The sequence below is a fragment of the Pelosinus fermentans DSM 17108 genome, assembly GCF_000271485.2.
In the GTDB taxonomy this organism is placed as follows: Bacteria; Bacillota; Negativicutes; order DSM-13327; family DSM-13327; genus Pelosinus; species Pelosinus fermentans.
Genome location: NZ_AKVN02000001.1, coordinates 2,575,290 through 2,594,698, shown reverse-complemented (window position 1 = coordinate 2,594,698; position 19,409 = coordinate 2,575,290). Strand labels below are relative to the sequence as shown.

General features: G+C 36.4%; 19 protein-coding genes and 1 riboswitch. All 19 genes read left to right on the top strand.

Annotation, left to right across the window (positions count from 1 at the left end; translation table 11 throughout):
• The first annotated feature begins 6 nt into the window (after nt 1-6).
• The 19 genes from infB (at nt 7) to dapA (ending at nt 19,391) form a co-directional block, all read left to right on the top strand.
• Entirely contained in the window at nt 7-2,538 is a 2,532-nt protein-coding gene (gene infB / locus FR7_RS11945) for a translation initiation factor IF-2 (RefSeq protein WP_007934214.1), read from the top strand.
• 15 nt (nt 2,539-2,553) lie between these two features.
• Nucleotides 2,554-2,910: a 30S ribosome-binding factor RbfA gene (gene rbfA / locus FR7_RS11940; protein WP_007934215.1), complete on the top strand. Its 357-nt coding sequence runs from the start codon at nt 2,554-2,556 to the stop codon at nt 2,908-2,910.
• Between the two features lie 3 nt (nt 2,911-2,913).
• Entirely contained in the window at nt 2,914-3,867 is a 954-nt protein-coding gene (locus FR7_RS11935; RefSeq protein ID WP_007934221.1) for a DHH family phosphoesterase, read from the top strand.
• Entirely contained in the window at nt 3,864-4,742 is an 879-nt protein-coding gene (truB, locus tag FR7_RS11930; protein ID WP_007934223.1) for a tRNA pseudouridine(55) synthase TruB, read from the top strand. The genes FR7_RS11935 and truB overlap by 4 nt, the downstream gene beginning before the upstream one ends.
• 87 nt (nt 4,743-4,829) lie before the next feature.
• A complete protein-coding gene (locus tag FR7_RS11925) occupies nt 4,830-5,765 on the top strand; it encodes a bifunctional riboflavin kinase/FAD synthetase (protein WP_007934231.1) in 936 nt (311 codons plus the stop codon).
• Nucleotides 5,766-5,919: 154 nt separating this feature from the next.
• Nucleotides 5,920-6,186, top strand: a complete 267-nt coding sequence (gene rpsO, locus FR7_RS11920; protein ID WP_007934234.1) for a 30S ribosomal protein S15 — start codon at nt 5,920-5,922, stop codon at nt 6,184-6,186.
• A 156-nt stretch (nt 6,187-6,342) separates the two neighbouring features.
• Nucleotides 6,343-8,436, top strand: a complete 2,094-nt coding sequence (locus tag FR7_RS11915; RefSeq protein ID WP_007934235.1) for a polyribonucleotide nucleotidyltransferase — start codon at nt 6,343-6,345, stop codon at nt 8,434-8,436.
• Between the two features lie 115 nt (nt 8,437-8,551).
• The gene (locus tag FR7_RS11910; RefSeq protein ID WP_007934237.1) at nt 8,552-9,268 is read left to right on the top strand and encodes a polysaccharide deacetylase family protein; all 717 of its coding nucleotides are present in this window, start codon (nt 8,552-8,554) and stop codon (nt 9,266-9,268) included.
• Nucleotides 9,269-9,382: 114 nt separating this feature from the next.
• Nucleotides 9,383-10,618 carry a glycosyl hydrolase family 18 protein gene (locus FR7_RS11905; RefSeq protein WP_007934239.1) on the top strand — a complete coding sequence of 412 codons (1,236 nt, stop codon included), beginning with the start codon at nt 9,383-9,385 and terminating at the stop codon, nt 10,616-10,618.
• Nucleotides 10,619-10,640: 22 nt separating this feature from the next.
• Complete coding sequence (locus FR7_RS11900; RefSeq protein ID WP_007934240.1) at nt 10,641-11,510, top strand: N-acetylmuramoyl-L-alanine amidase family protein; 870 nt, start codon at nt 10,641-10,643, stop codon at nt 11,508-11,510.
• Between the two features lie 193 nt (nt 11,511-11,703).
• Entirely contained in the window at nt 11,704-12,957 is a 1,254-nt protein-coding gene (locus tag FR7_RS11895; protein WP_007934246.1) for a M16 family metallopeptidase, read from the top strand.
• Nucleotides 12,938-13,390 (top strand): dUTP diphosphatase, encoded by a 453-nt coding sequence (gene dut, locus FR7_RS11890; RefSeq protein WP_007934248.1) that lies wholly within the window; start codon nt 12,938-12,940, stop codon nt 13,388-13,390. Before FR7_RS11895 ends, dut begins: the two co-directional genes overlap by 20 nt.
• A 114-nt stretch (nt 13,391-13,504) precedes the next feature.
• The gene (locus FR7_RS11885; protein WP_007934249.1) at nt 13,505-13,825 is read left to right on the top strand and encodes a hypothetical protein; all 321 of its coding nucleotides are present in this window, start codon (nt 13,505-13,507) and stop codon (nt 13,823-13,825) included.
• A gap of 4 nt (nt 13,826-13,829) precedes the next feature.
• On the top strand, nt 13,830-14,111 hold the full coding sequence (locus FR7_RS11880) for a YlmC/YmxH family sporulation protein (RefSeq protein ID WP_007934250.1): 282 nt from the start codon (nt 13,830-13,832) through the stop codon (nt 14,109-14,111).
• A 65-nt stretch (nt 14,112-14,176) separates the two neighbouring features.
• Nucleotides 14,177-14,794: a general stress protein gene (locus tag FR7_RS11875; protein ID WP_007934251.1), complete on the top strand. Its 618-nt coding sequence runs from the start codon at nt 14,177-14,179 to the stop codon at nt 14,792-14,794.
• 104 nt (nt 14,795-14,898) lie between these two features.
• Nucleotides 14,899-15,076, top strand: a riboswitch (Lysine riboswitch).
• 164 nt (nt 15,077-15,240) lie between these two features.
• Nucleotides 15,241-16,035, top strand: coding sequence for a 4-hydroxy-tetrahydrodipicolinate reductase (gene dapB, locus FR7_RS11870; RefSeq protein WP_007934252.1), 795 nt, complete (start codon nt 15,241-15,243; stop codon nt 16,033-16,035).
• Between the two features lie 192 nt (nt 16,036-16,227).
• Nucleotides 16,228-17,259, top strand: coding sequence for an aspartate-semialdehyde dehydrogenase (locus tag FR7_RS11865; protein WP_007934253.1), 1,032 nt, complete (start codon nt 16,228-16,230; stop codon nt 17,257-17,259).
• A 10-nt stretch (nt 17,260-17,269) separates the two neighbouring features.
• Nucleotides 17,270-18,490: an aspartate kinase gene (gene dapG / locus FR7_RS11860; RefSeq protein ID WP_007934254.1), complete on the top strand. Its 1,221-nt coding sequence runs from the start codon at nt 17,270-17,272 to the stop codon at nt 18,488-18,490.
• Nucleotides 18,465-19,391 (top strand): 4-hydroxy-tetrahydrodipicolinate synthase, encoded by a 927-nt coding sequence (dapA, locus tag FR7_RS11855; protein WP_071524644.1) that lies wholly within the window; start codon nt 18,465-18,467, stop codon nt 19,389-19,391. Before dapG ends, dapA begins: the two co-directional genes overlap by 26 nt.
• Nucleotides 19,392-19,409: the final 18 nt, after the last annotated feature.

The following is a 19,409-nucleotide window of genomic DNA, read 5'->3' as shown; positions in this document are numbered from 1 at the left end:
AGATGAATGTCCAAATATAGAATATATGAATTAGCCAAAGATTTTAATACAACAAGTAAAGTTATTATTGATATTTTAAACCGTAACAATATGGAAGCAAAAAATCATATGAGTAGTGTGGACGAAGATGCCAAGAATGTTATTACCCGGACCTTTGCGCATAAAATAACTTCCACACCTACAGCAGGAACCTCAACTATTGAAAATAAACCAAGAACTCAAGAACAGCCAACGCAAACAACACGTTCTGCTGGAAATGATGGCAGGCCACAAGCGCTAAGTAATAGTGGTGAACAGCGTCCTTCTTCTAATCCGCAACCACAACGTCCTTGGCAAAGTCAATCTAACCAAAACAGACCGCAACAAAATCAGCAACGTCCGCCACAAACACCTTTCCAAGGACAACGCCCACAGCAAAATACCCAGAATCAACAACGTCCGCCGCAAGCACCTTTCCAAGGACAACGTCCACAGCAAAATACCCAGAATCAACAACGTCCGCCACAAGCACCTTTCCAAGGACAACGTCCACAGCAAAATACCCAAAATCAACAACGTCCACCACAACAAAATTTTCAACCAAGGAATGCAGGAACCCAGCAACCTCCTGTACAATCTAGGCCTGCTGCTCCTCCTAATAAGTTCCAATCAAATAACAACCGCCCTACTAACAATAATAACGCTCAACGAAACCAAGGGGGAGGTAATTTCAATAGACGGCCGCAAGCAAATCGTGGTTTCCAATCCCGTGGTGCTGCACCAGCGGTTAAAATTGAACCACCAAAACCTAAAAGCGTTAAATTAGGTGAATCTATCACAGTCAAAGAACTATCGAGCAAATTGTGCCGTGATGTTGGTGAAGTAATCAAAAAGCTTATGATGCTTGGTGTTATGGCTACGATAAATCAAGATCTTGATTTTGAAACGGCTTCATTGTTAGCAACAGAATTTGGAGTTGAAGTATTAGAATTACCACCTGAAGAAGACCCCACTGAAATTGCGGAAATTGAAGATGATCCTTCCAGCCTTGTTCTTAGACCACCAGTTGTTACCGTTATGGGACATGTCGATCATGGTAAAACCTCTTTATTAGATTCTATCAGGCAAACACATGTAACTTCTCAAGAAGCTGGTGGAATTACACAACATATTGGTGCATATAAAGTAACTTGCCAAGGTAAAAAAATTGTTTTTCTCGATACTCCTGGACATGAGGCTTTCACTGCTATGCGAGCTCGTGGAGCACAGGTAACAGATATTGCAATTTTAGTAGTAGCAGCAGATGATGGCGTTATGCCACAAACGATTGAAGCTATCAATCATGCTAAGTCTGCTAATGTTCCTATCATCGTAGCAATTAATAAAATGGATCGTCCTGGTGCGAACCCTGATCGAATCAAACAACAGCTATCTGATTACGGTCTTGTTGCTGAGGACTGGGGTGGCGAAGCCATCATGGTACCTGTCTCTGCACAGAAAAAAACCGGTATAAATGAGCTTTTGGAAATGATCTTATTAGTAGCGGAGATGCAAGAAATTAAAGCAAATCCGAATCGTCAGGCTTATGGTACAATTATTGAAGCAAAGCTTGATAAAGGACGCGGTCCAGTCGCTACTGTATTAGTGCAAAAAGGAACTCTGCATATCGGTGACACTATTATTGCTGGAATTGCCTATGGTAAAGTTCGAGCCATGGTAAATGATCGTGGTGAGAAAGTGAAAAAAGCTGAACCTTCTACTCCTGTAGAGGTACTTGGGTTGGCTGATGTACCACAAGCAGGTGATGTTCTGGTTGCAGTCGATGAAAAAATAGCAAGAGCGGTAGCTGAAAAACGTATTGCTAAAAGGCGTACAGATGAATTAATGCAGTCACAAAAGGTTTCACTAGATGATTTATTTAAACAGATTCAAGATGGAAATATCCAAGATCTTAATATTGTTATTAAAGCCGATGTTCAGGGCTCTGTTGAAGCATTACGTCAGTCATTACTAGCCTTAAATGCTAATAACAAAGAAGTACGAGTGAACATTGTGCATGCTGGAGTAGGTGCTATTAATGAATCTGACGTCATGTTAGCTTCTGCTGCTAATGCGTTAATTATCGGATTTAACGTCCGCCCAGATGGTAATGCCCGCAAAGCTGGCGAATCTGAAAAGATAGACATTCGATTATATCGCGTTATTTATGAAGCATTGCATGACGTAGAAGCTGCTATGACAGGTATGCTGGCTCCAGAATACAAAGAAGTACTTCAAGGTCGCGTAGAAATACGTCAGTTGTTTACAATATCAAAGGTTGTTATTGCTGGTGCTTATGTATTAGAAGGAAAAATACTCAATTCGTCTCAAGTACGTGTAATCCGTAATGGCATTGTGATTCATGAAGGTGAATTAGAATCCTTGCGACGCTTCAAAGATGATGTAAAAGAAGTAGCTGCAGGTTATGAATGTGGTATTACAATTGATAAATTCCGTGATATTAAAGAAGGCGATATCATTGAAGCTTTCACTATGGAAGAAATAAAACCTAAAGGTTAAAGGCGGAGGATATATATGAGCCAGCTCCGAGTTGAAAAAGTTCAGGAGTTTATAAAGCAAGAAATCAGTAAAATTATTTTAACCGAATTAAAAGATCCACGTGTCGGTTTTGCGACGATTACTCAAGTTGAGGCAACTGGTGATTTGCGTAGTGCAAAGATCTATGTTAGCTTAATGGGCAGTGATGAGCAAAAAGCTGATACGTGGAAAGGATTGCAAAGTTCTTTAGGCTACATGCGCAGCGAAATTGGTAAGCGCATTCGAATGAGAATCACTCCTGAATTATCGTTGCACCTTGATGAGTCCTTAGATTATAGCGCTCATATTCAAGAATTATTAATTAAAATCAAGCAGGAAGAGGGCAATCAATAAATTATGGATTTTTCACTTAAGCAGATTGCTGAACTTTTACAAAATAGCAGCACTATTATTATTACTGCTCATGTTCATCCAGATGGTGACTGTTTGGGATCTATGTTGGCGCTAAATGAATATCTTACTTCACGAGGAAAGAGTGTAAAAATGGTGCTTGATGATGAAGTACCTGCATTATATAATTTTCTTCCTGGCTATGAAGCGATTGGTAAACCAACAACTAAAATAATTAGTTCTGATTTATTAGTAGTACTTGATGCCAGTGATATTGAACGTATTGGTAAAGTGAAAGAACATGTAAATGCCCCTATCTTAAATATTGATCATCATATTTCTAATACTAAGTTTGCTGACTATTGGTATATCAATAGTCAATCAGCAGCAACTGGGGAAATCATTTTGGAATTGCTACGCTTATTAAATGCAAAAATGACTCCTACAATAGCAACCTGTTTGTACACTGCTATCGCTACTGACTGTGGTTTTTTCCGTTATGCGAATACATCAGTGCAAACCATGCGTTATGCTGCTGATTTGATGGAATACGGAGCTAATCCAAATTCTATATCAGAATATATGGAAACCAAGCCACTCGAAAGTATTTTAACTTTAGCAAAAGTATTAGAAACTCTTGAACTGCATCATCATGGTAAAATTGCTACAATAACTGTATCACCAGATACTCTTGAGAGTTTAGATAGTACTGAAGGCTTTATCAATTATCCACGAATTATTGAAGGTGTTGAAATTGCTATCATGTTTAAAATCATGAATGAAGGTACGATCAGAATTAGTTTCCGTTCAAAAACAGTAGATGTAAGCCGACTAGCATTTTCCTTTGGCGGCGGTGGACATATACGTGCAGCTGGTTGTGCTATCATTGGTAAAATTGAAGAAGTCAAAAAAAGAGTCCTTGATTCTGCCATCAAACAACTAGCAGAGACACTGCTATGACTAGTGGTTTGATAAATGTTCTAAAACCACCGGGCATGACCTCACATGATGTTGTTTCCTTCATTCGCAGAACCTATCATCTAAAGCGTGTAGGTCATGCTGGTACTTTAGACCCCGCAGCGTCGGGTGTTTTGCCAGTTGCATTAGGATCAGCTACACGATTGCTTGAGTATATGACAGATACTGATAAAAGTTACCGTGTTGAACTCACTATTGGCTATGAAACGGATACTGGTGATGATACTGGTGCGATTCTAAATAATGCTGTTTGTGTTATGCCTGTTAAAACGGAAATTGAAAAGGTATTATCGTCATTTATTGGTACGATTGAACAAATTCCTCCTATGTATTCAGCTATAAAAATACAAGGGAAAAAATTATATGAATTAGCAAGGGCCGGTATAACAGTAGAACGCCAGCCACGTATTATTACGATTCATAATATAACTTTATTACATATAGATGATACGCGCATCCTATTTGATGTAACCTGCTCCAAAGGGACGTATATTCGATCTTTATGTTCTGACATAGGGAAAAAAATAAATTGCCCTGTCGTTATGTCTTTTCTAGTACGTACTCGTGTAGGGGATTTTTCTTTAGAGAATTCTTTTACATTACAAGAAATTGAAAACAATTCTCCTGTTGCTCTTCTACCTCTAGATTATGCTATTGGATATATGCCTAAAGTAATACTGACTCCAGAAATAGCACAGGCATTTCAATATGGTCAGAGTATTGAAAATTCTACTCATACTGTTTCTAAACAAACAGTATTGCGAATATATGACCAAGAACATTCATTTATTGGAATCGGGCAAATAAATACTGATACTGCAGTGATTACGCCAATAAAAGTAATCAAATTAGAATAATCAAAATGAAATCTATCTAAAAGAGCTTTCTAATCCGAGTTCCATAGATAGATTTTCTGATATTATTGTTATTGTGTGGTGGAATATATGGAAGTTTTAAATCAACTGACAACTTTAAAAGATCAGTACCCTAGAATTACAGTTGCCTTAGGAACTTTTGACGGCGTACATATTGGTCATCAAAAAGTAATTTCTCGTTCTGTAGAGTCGGCCAAGCAACTAAATGGAACAAGTGTCGTATTCACTTTTAGCAATCATCCTTTATCCATTATTGCTCCTGAAAGATGTCCTTTACAAATCATTACGCAAGATGACAAAGTTGAATTAATTGAAAAATTGGGTGTGGATATTTTATTAAATATCCCTTTTACTGCAGAGTTTCTGAAATTATCAGCATCTCAATTTATTCGCTTATTATTAGACCAATTAAATCCAAAGCATATTCTAATCGGTCCAAACTATTTTTTTGGATATAAGCGTTGTGGTACTCCAAAACTTTTACAAAAATCTGGACTACAATATGGATTTACAACAGAAATTAATCCCACGGTATACGTAGATGATGTTATGGTCAGCAGTACATTAATTCGCCAAATGATTGCAGCAGGTCAAGTGCACCAAGCAGCAAATCTTTTAGGTAGACCAGTAACACTAAAGGGTATGGTCATCCACGGTGCTAAACGAGGTCGCTTATTAGGCTATCCAACAATTAATCTAGGAATTGCCTCAGGTCTTGCTGTCCCTCAGAATGGAGTATATGCTGTTGAACTTATTATCCAAGATAATCAATATAATGGGATCGCCAATGTTGGCACGAATCCTACCTTTCATGATATAGGACGTCGTATAGAAGTTCACATTCTGGATTTTTCTGGAGATTTATATGGAGAAGCAGTTACCGTAAGATTCTTGAATCATATTCGAAATGAACAAACCTTTTCCAATTCTGAAGAACTTAAGTTACAAATAGCAAAAGATATCGTGGCTGCCCAAAAATATTACCAAACTTCTCAGGGAAAATAGTACTTATTATTTACAATTGCATTGATTTATGATAAACTATATTTTGTTGATGATTGATGAAAGTCGTCATTGAAAGTAACCATAGCGAGGATATTCGATTCTCCAACGATTGTCTTGGCTAATGGGGATCATTTATAAAAAGGAGGTGCCCATTTTGTTAACACCAGAATTAAAACAATCTCTGATTGAAAAATACCGTACGCATGAAGCTGATACTGGATCACCAGAAGTGCAAATAGCTATTTTAACTGAACGTATCAACTACTTGACAAATCATTTAAAAGAGCATAAAAAAGACCATCATTCTAGACGCGGTCTTTTAAAAATGGTTGGTCAGCGTAGAGGATTATTGAACTATGTACGCAACAATGATATCGAGCGTTATCGTTCTATTCTTGAAAAATTGAATCTTAGAAAGTAACAAGTGGGGACTTGGCACAAGCCAAGTCTTTTCTTTTTATTGCAAGAAGTATTTTTTTATAGATTAACTGTTAATAATAAAGGAAATACTAAAAAAAATGTCGAAGTGTTAATCTTTGGTAGAGAGAGTAAGGGTTACAGAGGAGGAATGCCATATATGTATAAAATCGAAATGCAACTTGGAGATAGACCCCTGATTATAGAATCAGGCAGAATGGCTAAGCAAGCTGGTGGATCAGTGTTCGTCAGATATGGAGATACTGCAGTATTAGTAACTGCTACAGCATCGGCAGAACCAAGGGATGGTATTGATTTTTTCCCACTGACAGTTGATTATGAAGAAAAATTATATTCGGTAGGTAAAATTCCGGGTGGCTTTATCAAGCGTGAAGGACGTCCTAGTGAATCTTCTATTCTTGCAAGCCGTTTGATCGATAGACCCATTCGACCATTATTTGCTAGCGGTTTTCGCAATGATGTACAAATTGTAGCAACCGTATTATCAGTCGACCAGGATAATTCTCCAGAAATACCAGCGATGATCGGCGCATCATGTGCTTTATCAATTTCGGATATTCCATTTAATGGACCAATTGGCGGTGTCAGAGTTGGTTTGATTAATAATGAATTCATTACGAATCCGACTGTTGAGCAGCAAAAATTAAGTGAACTTAATTTAGTCGTTGCAGGTACAAAAGATGCTGTACTTATGGTAGAAGCTAATGCTAATGAATTAAGCGAAGATACTATTTTACAAGCAATTAGCTTTGGACATGACATTATTCGCAATCTAATTGCTATCCAAGAAAAAATGATTGTTGAAATTGGTAAACCTAAACGTGAAATAAAACTATATGAAATACCAGCTGAGATCAGTAATGCCATACGTGATTATGCTACAGAAAAACTTACAACGGCAGTTAGAAATTCTGATAAATTAACCCGAGAAGAAAATATAAAACAAGCTAAAAAGCAAGTTGCAGAACATTTTGAGACTATATATCCTGATAATGGTAAAGACATTCAAAATATGATGCAAAAAATTATTAAAGAAGCAGTTCGCAGAATGATAACTGTTGATAAAATACGTCCAGATGGTCGTCAATTAGAAGAAGTACGACCTATTAGTTGTGATATTGGTTTGTTAGCGCGTACGCATGGTTCTGCCTTATTTACTCGTGGACAAACCCAAGCATTAACGATCACAACTCTTGGTGCAATGGGAGACGAACAAATACTTGATGGCTTAGGCGTTGAAGAATCCAAACGTTATATGCATCATTATAATTTCCCATCATTTAGCGTTGGTGAAACAAGACCATCAAGAGGGCCAGGACGAAGAGAAATTGGTCATGGTGCATTAGCGGAACGTGCATTAGTTCCAGTTATTCCTTCAGAAATTGAATTCCCTTATACAATTCGCTTGGTTTCGGAAATTTTAGAATCAAATGGTTCTAGTTCCATGGCTAGTGTTTGCGGCAGTACCTTATCTCTTCTTGACGCAGGTGTACCGATCAAACGTCCAGTATCTGGAGTTGCGATGGGTTTAGTTAAAGAGGGGGAAGATTTTTCTATACTAACTGATATTCAGGGTTTAGAGGATGCATTAGGTGACATGGATTTTAAAGTTGCTGGTACAACATCTGGCATTACAGCCATTCAAATGGATATTAAAATTGCTGGTATTACAGAGGAAATCTTATCTGCAGCGCTTTCTCAAGCTCATCGCGGCAGAATGCACATCATGAGTAAGATAGTAGAAGTGATTCAGGAACCTAGGGCTGAGTTGTCGCCTTTTGCTCCTCGTATTATTACAATGGAGATTCATCCAGATAAGATTCGAGATGTAATTGGACCTGGTGGTAAAACAATTAAAAAAATTATTGAAGAAACTGGTGTTAAAATTGACATTGAAGATGACGGCAAAGTATTTATTGCTGCTGTAGATATGGAAGCAGGACAAAAAGCTGTAAAAATCATTGAAACACTGGTTAGAGAAGTAGAAGTAGGCAGCTCTTATACGGGCAAAGTTACACGTTTAATGAATTTTGGTGCTTTTGTCGAGATTCTCCCAGGTAAGGAAGGACTTGTCCACATTTCTCAATTAGCTCGTGAACGTGTGGAAAAGGTGGAAGATGTTGTAAAAGTTGGAGACGAAATTCTAGTTAAAGTTACAGAAGTGGATCGCCAAGGACGTATTAACCTTTCACGTAAAGAGCTTTTACCTGTGGAATCTGAAAAAAAAGAATAATGTAAATAAAAATTTTAAACATAAACCACTTGGTTTATGTTTTTTTGTTTCATAAAATCACTTCTTAATTAATAGGATTAAATATAGAATAGTATGAAGTTAGAGGTGATTCCCTTTGAAATGGTGTTTTGTTATTCGAATTCAACAATGGTATGTGCTGTTTTCTGCTGGAGTTTTTTTTGCCATTATTATTTTGTCAGGACTATTGCAACCCATTTTTAATAATACACAACCTGTAAATAAGCCAGTTCCTATCTTTCATGGTAACTCAGCGACACCGAAAGTTGCTTTTGCATGCAATGTTTTCTGGGGTGAAGAATATCTGCCTACTATGCTAAACACCCTTAATGAAAATAATATAAAAATAACATTTTTTATTGGTGGTAGCTGGGGAAAACGATTCCCTGCTTTAGTTACAGAACTAGCAACTCAAGGACATGAATTAGGTAATCACACTTACACTCATCCACACCCGAACACTATCAGTAAAGAGAAAAATAAAGAACAAATATTGCGCACTGAAGAACTGGTGAAAGAGCTTACCACTATTAAAACATCACTATATGCACCACCTTATGGTGAATATAATGATACTGTACTATCAGCAGCGAACGATCTTGGATATACAACCATTATGTGGAGTATTGACACCATTGACTGGCAGCGTCCTCCAACGGAAATCATCATTAATAGGGTTATGAAAAAGCTACATAATGGAGCCATTATTCTTATCCATCCCACAGAAGTTACAAGCAAAGCTTTACCAGAGTTAATTCAGCAAATCCAAAGTAAAGGCTATACGATATCAACAGTATCTGATATCATCAAATGATAAAACAGGCATATAATTGCCTGTTTTTGTTATTGCTACCTACTTTTATTTGTGTTATCATGTTTACATAACTATGAACAACTTCATATTGTAATACTTCTTGGAGGTTGATACATGAAAAAATATAATCGATCCATCTCATGGCTTCTCATTTTTATGATGGCATTTACCTTTATGCTCCCGATAACATCATCAGCATATGCATCTTCCTTTACTGATATTTTACAATCAGCGATTACTGCTAACTCTACCACTCCTAAGGAGGCGCCCTCCGGGAATGGCTTAGTGGACATGCTGCTTGGTATAATGGGAAACTTTTTTGGAGATATACTGACTCTTCCACAAGATCTTCAAAAAAAGATTAAACTCCCTTCAGGAATAAATACAAGCTCTCCCAAAGAGCTGATCGGTTTTTACGCTGAATGGTGGGCAACCGATACCTCTTCTTTTAATTCCCTATATAAAAATACCGACGTAATTAAAACGATTGCTCCCTTTTGGGCTACTTTAGAAGAAGATGGTACACTTACAGATCGTGGTGGTAATGACCATGAGTCTGTAATTGATTTTGCTCATAAAAATAATATATCTGTATTACTACTAGTAAATAATGCTAAACAACAAGACAGTCAATCATCCATTCATAAGATTTTAGCTACTCCATCATTACGAGAGAAAGCTATAAATAGTTTAGAATCTTATATAAAAAAATATAAGCTGGATGGCATAAATGTGGACTTCGAAATGGTTGATGCCCAAGATCGAGATAACCTATCTACTTTTATGCAAGAACTTTCTGCACGTCTTAAACCCCAAGGGTATATTATATCGATTGACGTATTCCCTAAACAAGATGAATCAAATGATGTAGCAATTGCATATGATTATGCACAATTAGCCAAATATGCCGATAAGATCATTCTTATGACTTATGATAATCATGGTACTTGGAGTGATGCTGGACCAATCGCTGATATCAATTGGGTAGAAAATAACCTAAAATATGCATTGAAATTTATCCCTAAAAATAAACTGTATATTGGACTAGCAGCTTACGGTTATGATTGGTCCAGTAAGGGTGTAGAAAGCCTAGAACATAAGGCTATCACCAAACTAATGCAAGATTTTAATCGTTCTGCTATATGGGATACTTCTTCTAAATCTCCTCATTTTGATTATACGGATTCAAATGGCATAAAGCACCAAGTTTGGTTTGAAAATAGCGAAAGCCTTAAATATAAAATTGATTTGGTTACCAAGTATGACATCGCAGGTGCTGCAATGTGGAAATTAGGGGAAGAAGACCCTAATGCTTGGAACGTATTGAAAAATGTATTTTCGAAAAAATAACTTACTTTATGGAGGTGTTAGAGTGCATAAAAACAAATTATTAACTTATAGTATTATATGCTTACTTTTAATTAGCATAATAGCACCGATTTCAACAACACATGCTGCCTCCCTTGATTCTGTGGTTAATTCTCTTGCAGCTAATACCTTAGAGACAAGCAGTACGCAAACAGGAAATGGATTTTTTCAGCAAATATTTGATTTAGTGTTTAATAAGATTCTGGGACCAGTATTCAATATTTTTGGTGGTAGTAGCAGTACATCCAGTCCATCGAAGAATAATCCTGTTACTGTAAAACCTTTACCACCAACAAATAGTAATACCACTTTAAAAAATAAGATTATTGTAGTCGACCCTGGACATGGTGGCAGCAATCCTGGGGCAGTCGCCAATAATACTAGAGAGTCTGATAATAATTTATCCGTAGCTTTAAAATTACGTGATAAATTAGTACAAGCTGGTGCTAAAGTCATCATGACTCGTGAAACGGATCGGACAGTTGCGCCTGAAGGCAGCTCTTTGAGTAAAGAGCTGGGGGCTAGAGTTACTCTGGCTAACTCTAACCAAGCAGATGCATTCGTCAGCATCCATTCCAATTCTAATTCTGATCCTAATATTAAAGGTGCCATGACTTTCTACTCTACGGGAAAATCATCTGCACTGGCATCTGCAGTAGAAAACGCTATGGTCGTGCAAACTGGTGCAATTGATAAAGGAACATCTTCTGCCAATTTCCACGTTCTACGTAACACGTCTATGCCAAGTACTTTAGTTGAAATGGGATTCGTATCTAATAAAGAAGAAGCAGCTCAACTAAGCAGTGATTCTTATCGTAGCAAATTAGCACAGGGGATTTTTACAGGGATTGTAAATTATTTTAATAAGAATTAAAAACTGCTCTAAGGATGATGCTTTCTAGTATAAAAAATGATTAAATTGCGACTAGTATTCAGATAGAATTTAAACTTTATCTGAGTACTAGTCCCTTTATTTATAGTGATTTTCTCGCAAATTCTAAGAGTCGTGCAGGAATTATTCGATTACAGCCGGAAGTTAATTATATATTGAGTTAAAGGAGCATTATATGTATTGTAAATCATTATTACCAAATGGTATTCGAGTCGTATCAGAAGCTATTCCTTATGTCAAATCGGTTACTTTAGGAATCTGGATAGGCACTGGATCACGTTTTGAGCAAAAATATAATCATGGGATTTCTCACTTTATTGAACATATGGTTTTCAAAGGAACTGAAAATCGTTCTGCCAAGGATATAGCCGAAACAGTCGATGGGGTCGGAGGGCAAATCAATGCATTTACTACTAAAGAACATACTTGTTATTATATAAAGGTCCTTGATACTCATCTAGAATTAGCTCTTGCAATCCTCAGTGATATGCTGAGAACATCTATTTTTACCCAAGAAGATATCAAGCGCGAAAAAGAAGTCGTACTAGAAGAAATTTGTATGTATGAAGATACGCCTGATGAATTAGTCCACGATCTACATCATAATAATGTTTGGGCCGGTCATGCCTTAGGGCATAACATTATTGGGACCACTCCATCTGTTGAAAATTTTAATAAGAATATGATTCTAGAATACTATCAAAGTTTTTATACCCCTGATAATATTGTTATTGCCGGGGCTGGAAAATTAAGCCATGAAAGACTAGAAGCCTTAGTAGAGTACTATTTTGGTAATATGACTGGTCAAAAGAAGTTTCTTAGTTCCACTGCACCAAACTTAATACCTGCACAAATTATACAATCTAAAAATATTGAGCAAGTACATATTTGTCTCGGAACCGCCAGTGTACCTCAAACATCGCCGGATATCTATACCATGCATATATTAAATACCATAGTCGGCGGTGGTATAAGTTCACGTTTATTTCAATCAATTAGAGAAGAACAGGGACTTGCCTATTCAATCTATTCTTACCAAACTAACTATAGCGATGCCGGATTATTTACTATTTATGCTGGAACAAGACCTAGTAATGCTTCTCAAGTAATAGAACTGATAATCGATAATATTAATACACTAAGAAACGTAGGAATTAATGCTGTTGAACTTGCAAAAACCAAAGAGCAGTTAAAGGGGAGTTTATTATTAAGTCTTGAAAGTTCTAGCAGCCGTATGTTTAGAATCGGTAAAATGGAACTAACATTGGGAAGCTTTATCACTCTTGATGAAGTAGTTGATAAAATTGATAAGGTAACTTTAGAAAACTTACACAATATTATACATACATTATTGATTCCAGATAGGTTAGCTTTTACAGTATTAGGTCCAGTAAATGAGGAGATATATAATGCAATTAAGAGGTTTTAAATTTATTTCTAGTTATGAAAAAAATGATCTGCGATTACCTACTAGAAAAACTCAATATAGTGCAGGATATGATATAGCTGCAGCTGAAGATGTATTATTAGCCCCAGCTAGTGTTACGCTAGTACCAACAGGAATAAAAGCATATATGCAATCAGATGAATATCTTGGCATACATATCCGCTCAGGCTTGTCGATTAAAAAAAATTTAAGTTTAGTAAATGGCCAAGGTATCATTGATGCTGATTATTTCAATAATAATGAAAATGAAGGACACATCTTCATTGCAATCTATAATCATAGCTCTCAGAGCATTCCTATAAATAAAGGGACCAGAATCGCACAAGGAATTTTTTATAAATATTTATTAGCGGATCATGATGAAAATAACTTGTTCATTACAAGAACAGGTGGTTTCGGTAGTACAGGTCAATAATATACTTTAAAAAAGTTCTATGGAAAAGTTATGTATACTTTCCATAGAGCTTTTTTAACATATTATTGACTTTAACCTCATACTATTAAAGTAGAAGGTATCTGGAGGTTTACCATGTATTCCTGGAGCATTTTACTGGGATTTTCTTTACTATTAATCTTATCTTTATTAGAACGAATAAAATACTTTCGTCAAACATATGATGCAGGTGATGTAAAAAGCTCACCCTTATCATTAGCAATTCAAGAGCTAGTTGCAATTGCTGGAGGTATATACTTATCATTAGTGATGCTAATATCTTTTTTAAAATTAGATATCCCTCATAAAATACTGTTTTTTCAAATGTGGATAGACCCAGTAGCCTGCATAGCCATTCTATTATCCATCATTCAACCTTTCTTTATAAGACTTTTTTGCAAAAATAATAAGGGGTGATAAAATGCGTTTAAGCAATCTATCCGGAAAAGAAGTTATAAATTTAAGTGATGGAGCTCGCTTAGGAATCATTGAAGAATGTGAGTTAACATTTGACCATAAATCAGGAAAAATACTCACAATTGTACTTCCAAGAAAAAACGGATTATTTAGTTTTTTTAATGATATAAAATCTTCTACTATTCCTTGGCAAACAATAAAACGTATTGGAGATGAAGTAATTATTGTCGATATAAATAATGCTTATACTAATTTTAACCGAGAACGTCATGAAAATACATATTAATGATTATCATGGAGACACTAACGTTAAATTGCATGATATGCATTTAATGTTAGGAGGTTTTACTCATGAAAAATCAAACCAATAATCAAGTTTCCAATGAAGAAAATGAAAGTTCACTAGTAAACAGCTATAGTGCAGGAAATGGAAATGCTACTACTATGGCAGCACCAGCTAACAACAATACCACAAATACACAACAAGCCAATCAAACTGTTATTGGTGTATTTGAATCAAGAGCTAAAGCTGAAAATGCTGTGAACACGCTACGAAAACAAGGCTTTACTACTGAAGAAATTAATATTGTCTCTAAAAAACAAAAGAATCAAGATCAAAATCAAGATGGAACCTATGATGACGATATTACTGATGGTACATTAACAGGCGGTACTTTAGGTGGAATTGGTGGCTTACTTATGGGAGCAGGAGCCTTAATGCTTCCCGGCATTGGTCCGATTATCGCAGTAGGTCCTATTACTGCTGCTGTAGGAGGAGCAATCGCAGGTGGTATTGCAGGAGGATTGATTGATTGGGGCATTCCTGCCGAAGCAAGTCAACGTTATGAGCAAGAAGTTGCCGGTGGTAGTATTCTGGCAATTATTCGGACAGATACAACCAAAGTCAGTTCTGCAGCACAAATCCTGCGGCAAAATGGTGCTAAAGATGTAGAGAATCATAGTAAATAGAATATAGGAATGGAGAAATAGCGTTTTTTTCTCCACTCATATATTGACACCTCTATAGGCACTAGTATACAATGTATGTAATTCAATAGACTTCATCCTGCGCGGGATGGAATAGAGGTGCAGACAACAAGAGTACTTTCAGGGAGATTGGTTTTTATGATCTGAAAGAAAAGGGTTGTTTGCCGAAGTGCAAAAGACACCAAATCTTTTGTGCTGGTCTTTCATTTAATAGATGTAAGACTGTCACTAGAATTAATTTTCTAGTGGAGTGCTATCTTATCTAAGGCGTGGGAAAACATTGTTATTTTGTTTTCTCACCATCCTTATACTGTCTTACCTACTATTGACAGCCGATGAGATTTTACTCATCGGCTATTATTTTTGTCTTCATTATTAACATTCAACACTTTGAATGAATACATTGCTACTATTAGGAGGTGCACAAGATGATTAGAGTGATAGTTTGCGGAGCTTACGGTAAAATGGGGCGTGAAGTACTCAAAGCCATACATAACGATACTCAATTAAGTATCGTAGGTGCTGTGGATACTAAATCTGACTTTGCAGATATTGGTGATTTAATCGGCGCAGGAAAAACGGGCATTGTTATAGGTAATGATTTGCAAACCGTTATTAACGAAACAAAGCCACAAGTAATGGTTGATTTCACAAGACCAGAAGTAGTATTAAATAATATCCACATCGCCATTAATAATGGAATCTGTCCTGTTGTGGGAACTACTGGTCTATCAGAAGAAAATATAGAAGAGATTAGAAGATTATGCGTAGAAACTAAGGTAAATGCATTAATTTCTCCTAATTTTTCAATTGGGGCAATCTTAATGATGAAACTGGCACAAGATGCTGCGAAATTTTTTCCTCATGTGGAAATTATTGAATTACATCATGATCAAAAACTTGATGCACCATCTGGAACTGCCTTGCATACTGCAGAGCTAATAGCCAAAAAGCGCGGTTTCTTACATCAAGGGCACCCTGATGAGGTTGAAAAGCTCGCTGGTGCACGTGGTGGCGACTTCTCAGGTATCAGAATGCATAGCGTTCGTCTTCCTGGCTATGTAGCACATCAAGAAGTTATTTTTGGTGGACTTGGTCAAACCTTGACGATTCGCCATGATTCTATATCACGAGAATCATTTATGCCAGGAGTTTTACTAGCGTGTAAACACGTACTTAATGCAAATGGCCTAGTCTTAGGACTTGAAGAAATTTTGAAATAATCCCTTGTATCCTTTAACATATAGCTTATGAAATATAAATATCCCAAAATAATGGCATTAATGGCATAATCATTATTAAATTAATAGCATTTTTTGCACTAAATTAAGCATTCTAAGCAAGAATTATAGTAAAAAATATGAATATAATAAAGTATATAGAATCTTATGAGAAAACAAAAGGGAGCGATATATATGAAAAAATATAATGTAGCAATACTCGGAGCTACTGGAGCAGTTGGTCAGGAGTTTTTAAATTTAATTGAAGAGCGTAATTTTCCATATGATAATTTAAAATTGCTTGCTTCCAAACGGTCAGCCGGTAAAATTATTAATTTTATGGGAAAAAATTTCACTGTAGAAGAAGCTACTGATGACTCTTTTAAGAATATAGACATCGCTTTATTTGCTGGTGGCTCTGCCAGCACAAAGTTTGCACCTGCTGCAGTAAAATATGGTGCAGTAGTCATTGATAATTCCAGCGCTTTTAGAATGGATCCTACAGTACCATTAGTTGTACCAGAAGTGAATCCAGAAGCGATACAACAACATAAAGGAATTATTGCAAATCCAAATTGTTCTACCATTATAATGGCAATGGCTTTAAAGCCACTATATGATCAGGCTAAAATTAAGCGAGTAGTGGTATCCACATATCAAGCAGTCTCTGGTGCTGGTAAAGAAGCGATTGATGAATTAGATAACCAGGTCCAAGCAATTGTAGAAAATCGTCCTGTAGAAGCTACTATTTTACCAAGTTCCAGCTTACCAAAACATTATCAGATTGCCTTTAATGTCATTCCACACATTGATGTATTTGTGGAAGGTGATTACACAAAAGAAGAAATGAAAATGGTACATGAAACACAGAAAATATTCAATGATTATACAATGGGAATTACAGCAACTACTGTAAGAGTGCCCATTTATCGTAGCCATTCAGAGTCAATCAATATAGAATTTGAAAAAGAAGTCTCAGTTGATCAGGCAAAAGAACTTTTAGCTGCATTTCCTGGGGTTATTTTACAAGATAATCCTGCAGAAATGTTGTATCCAATGCCATTATTCACTTCAAACCAAAATGAAGTCTTTGTTGGTCGAATTAGAAAAGATAATTCCATTCAAAATGCCCTTAATTTATGGGTTGTTGGCGATCAAATACGTAAAGGTGCTGCTTTAAATGCTTTACAAATTGCCGAGTATATGATTAAGCATAACTTAATTTGAGGTGTAAATAATGGGGATAATAATTCAAAAATTTGGTGGTACCTCAGTTGCAACTCCTGAGGCAAGAAAGTTAGTAATAGAAAAAATTAAAGCTGCTGTTACTAACGAATTGAGTCCTGTCGTTGTCGTCTCTGCTATGGGACGTAAAGGGGAATGCTATGCAACCGATACTTTTATTGAATTAGCACGAAAAGCATATAAAGATATAGCAAGCCGCGAACTTGATCAGATCTTATACTGCGGCGAAATGATCTCCGCCGTCATTATGGCTGGCACATTACAAGCCGCTGGACTTGATGCTGTTATGCTTACAGGTGGGCAAGCTGGCATAATAACTGATAATAATTTCAATAACGCTCGTATTTTAAAAGTAGATCCTTCTCGCATATGCAACTTAATTAAGATGGGTAAAATTCCTGTAGTATGCGGTTTTCAAGGTATAACTATTGATGATGAATTTACTACATTAGGCCGTGGAGGTAGTGACACTACTGCAGCTGCTTTGGGATCTGCTCTCGATGCTGAATTGATAGAAATTTATACAGACGTAGATGGAATTATGACTGCCGATCCTAGAATTGTAAGTACAGCAAAGATTCTCGACTGTATTACCTATGGAGAAGTCTGTCAATTAGCTCACCAAGGTGCTAAAGTTATTCATCCTCGAGCTGTAGAAATTGCTATGCAGAAAAGTATTCCTCTAGTGGTAAAGTCAACATTTTCCAATGAACCTGGTACACTTATAACTAGCATTACTAAAGAAGATACAGCTGACACATATGTTGCTGATCGTGTTGCTACAGGTGTAACCTTTATATCTAATATTGCCCAAATCAAAATTAATTTACATGATTCTTTAAATAATATTGCAAGCTTTAATATCTTCAAATCAATGGCGGACAATGGAATCAGTGTAGATTTGATTAATGTTCATCCTGGGCAAATCATGTTTACAATAGCAGAAGATCTTGCAGAGAAAGCAACTGCTCAACTTCAAGAATTTGGTTGCGATGTACACACAACTCTTGACTGTGCTAAAGTTTCAGTTGTAGGTGGGGGAATTAATGGTGTCCCAGGTGTGATGGCCAGTTTTATAGAAGCCCTGTCTATGAATAACATCCCTATATTACAAACAGTAGACTCTCATACATCAATCTCCGTTTTAATAAAGAAATCATTTGTACAATCAGCCGTTACAGCATTACATGAAAAGTTTAATTTATCATGTTAATAAGGAGAAAAAGATTACTATGAAGACTTTTGGACGGATTTTAACAGCCATGGTAACCCCATTTGATGATGATTTTAGCGTCAATTATGATGCGGCAGCCACCCTTGCAAAATATTTAGTTGCAAATGGTTCAGATGGTTTAGTAGTTGCTGGTAGCACTGGTGAATCAGCAACATTAGATAAAGAAGAAAAGCTCAAGCTATTTTCCACGGTACTTGATGCTGTTGGTGATAAAGCTACCGTGATCGCTGGTACTGGTTCAAACGACACTATGGCTTCCGTAAAGTTAACGCAAGAAGCAGAGAAATTAGGTGTACATGGCGCTATGCTTGTAGGCCCCTACTACAATAAACCGCCGCAAGAAGGGCTTTATCAACATTTTAAAACTATTGCTGACAGTACTAATTTACCGCTAATCATATATAATGTTCCTGGACGTACTAGTTCTAATATTTTACCTGGAACGATAGCGCGTTTGGCAGAACTTAAAAATATTGTTGCTGTTAAAGAAGCCAGCGGAAATCTTGAGCAAGTTGCAGAAATTATTCGAACGACTCCTAATGAATTTATGGTATACAGTGGTGATGATAGCCTTACATTACCAATCCTATCTGTGGGTGGCGTTGGTATTATTAGTGTGGCAGCTCACATTGTAGGGAATCGTATGCAAGAAATGATTACAGCTTTTGTCCATAATGATATTGCTAAAGCTCAAGCCATACAATCCGAATTAATACCATTTTTTAGAATGATGTTTATTACAACCAATCCGATACCAGTAAAAACAGCTGTAAATCTAATTGGGCAAAATGGCGGTACCTTTAGGTTACCTTTAATACCACCGACAATTAATGAATTAGAACAAATAAAAAGCTATCTGCATAAAATAAATCGTATATAAGGATAAGAACCTCATTCA

Bases quoted from the DNA above. Each gene is read 5' to 3' on its own strand.
- infB (WP_007934214.1), top strand. From the start codon at position 7: ATGTCCAAATATAGAATATATGAATTAGCCAAAGATTTTAATACAACA.
- rbfA (WP_007934215.1), top strand. From the start codon at position 2,554: ATGAGCCAGCTCCGAGTTGAAAAAGTTCAGGAGTTTATAAAGCAAGAA.
- FR7_RS11935 (WP_007934221.1), top strand. From the start codon at position 2,914: ATGGATTTTTCACTTAAGCAGATTGCTGAACTTTTACAAAATAGCAGC.
- truB (WP_007934223.1), top strand. From the start codon at position 3,864: ATGACTAGTGGTTTGATAAATGTTCTAAAACCACCGGGCATGACCTCA.
- FR7_RS11925 (WP_007934231.1), top strand. From the start codon at position 4,830: ATGGAAGTTTTAAATCAACTGACAACTTTAAAAGATCAGTACCCTAGA.
- FR7_RS11915 (WP_007934235.1), top strand. From the start codon at position 6,343: ATGTATAAAATCGAAATGCAACTTGGAGATAGACCCCTGATTATAGAA.
- FR7_RS11905 (WP_007934239.1), top strand. From the start codon at position 9,383: ATGAAAAAATATAATCGATCCATCTCATGGCTTCTCATTTTTATGATG.
- FR7_RS11895 (WP_007934246.1), top strand. From the start codon at position 11,704: ATGTATTGTAAATCATTATTACCAAATGGTATTCGAGTCGTATCAGAA.
- dut (WP_007934248.1), top strand. From the start codon at position 12,938: ATGCAATTAAGAGGTTTTAAATTTATTTCTAGTTATGAAAAAAATGAT.
- FR7_RS11885 (WP_007934249.1), top strand. From the start codon at position 13,505: ATGTATTCCTGGAGCATTTTACTGGGATTTTCTTTACTATTAATCTTA.
- FR7_RS11880 (WP_007934250.1), top strand. From the start codon at position 13,830: ATGCGTTTAAGCAATCTATCCGGAAAAGAAGTTATAAATTTAAGTGAT.
- FR7_RS11875 (WP_007934251.1), top strand. From the start codon at position 14,177: ATGAAAAATCAAACCAATAATCAAGTTTCCAATGAAGAAAATGAAAGT.
- dapB (WP_007934252.1), top strand. From the start codon at position 15,241: ATGATTAGAGTGATAGTTTGCGGAGCTTACGGTAAAATGGGGCGTGAA.
- FR7_RS11865 (WP_007934253.1), top strand. From the start codon at position 16,228: ATGAAAAAATATAATGTAGCAATACTCGGAGCTACTGGAGCAGTTGGT.
- dapG (WP_007934254.1), top strand. From the start codon at position 17,270: ATGGGGATAATAATTCAAAAATTTGGTGGTACCTCAGTTGCAACTCCT.
- dapA (WP_071524644.1), top strand. From the start codon at position 18,465: ATGAAAAGTTTAATTTATCATGTTAATAAGGAGAAAAAGATTACTATG.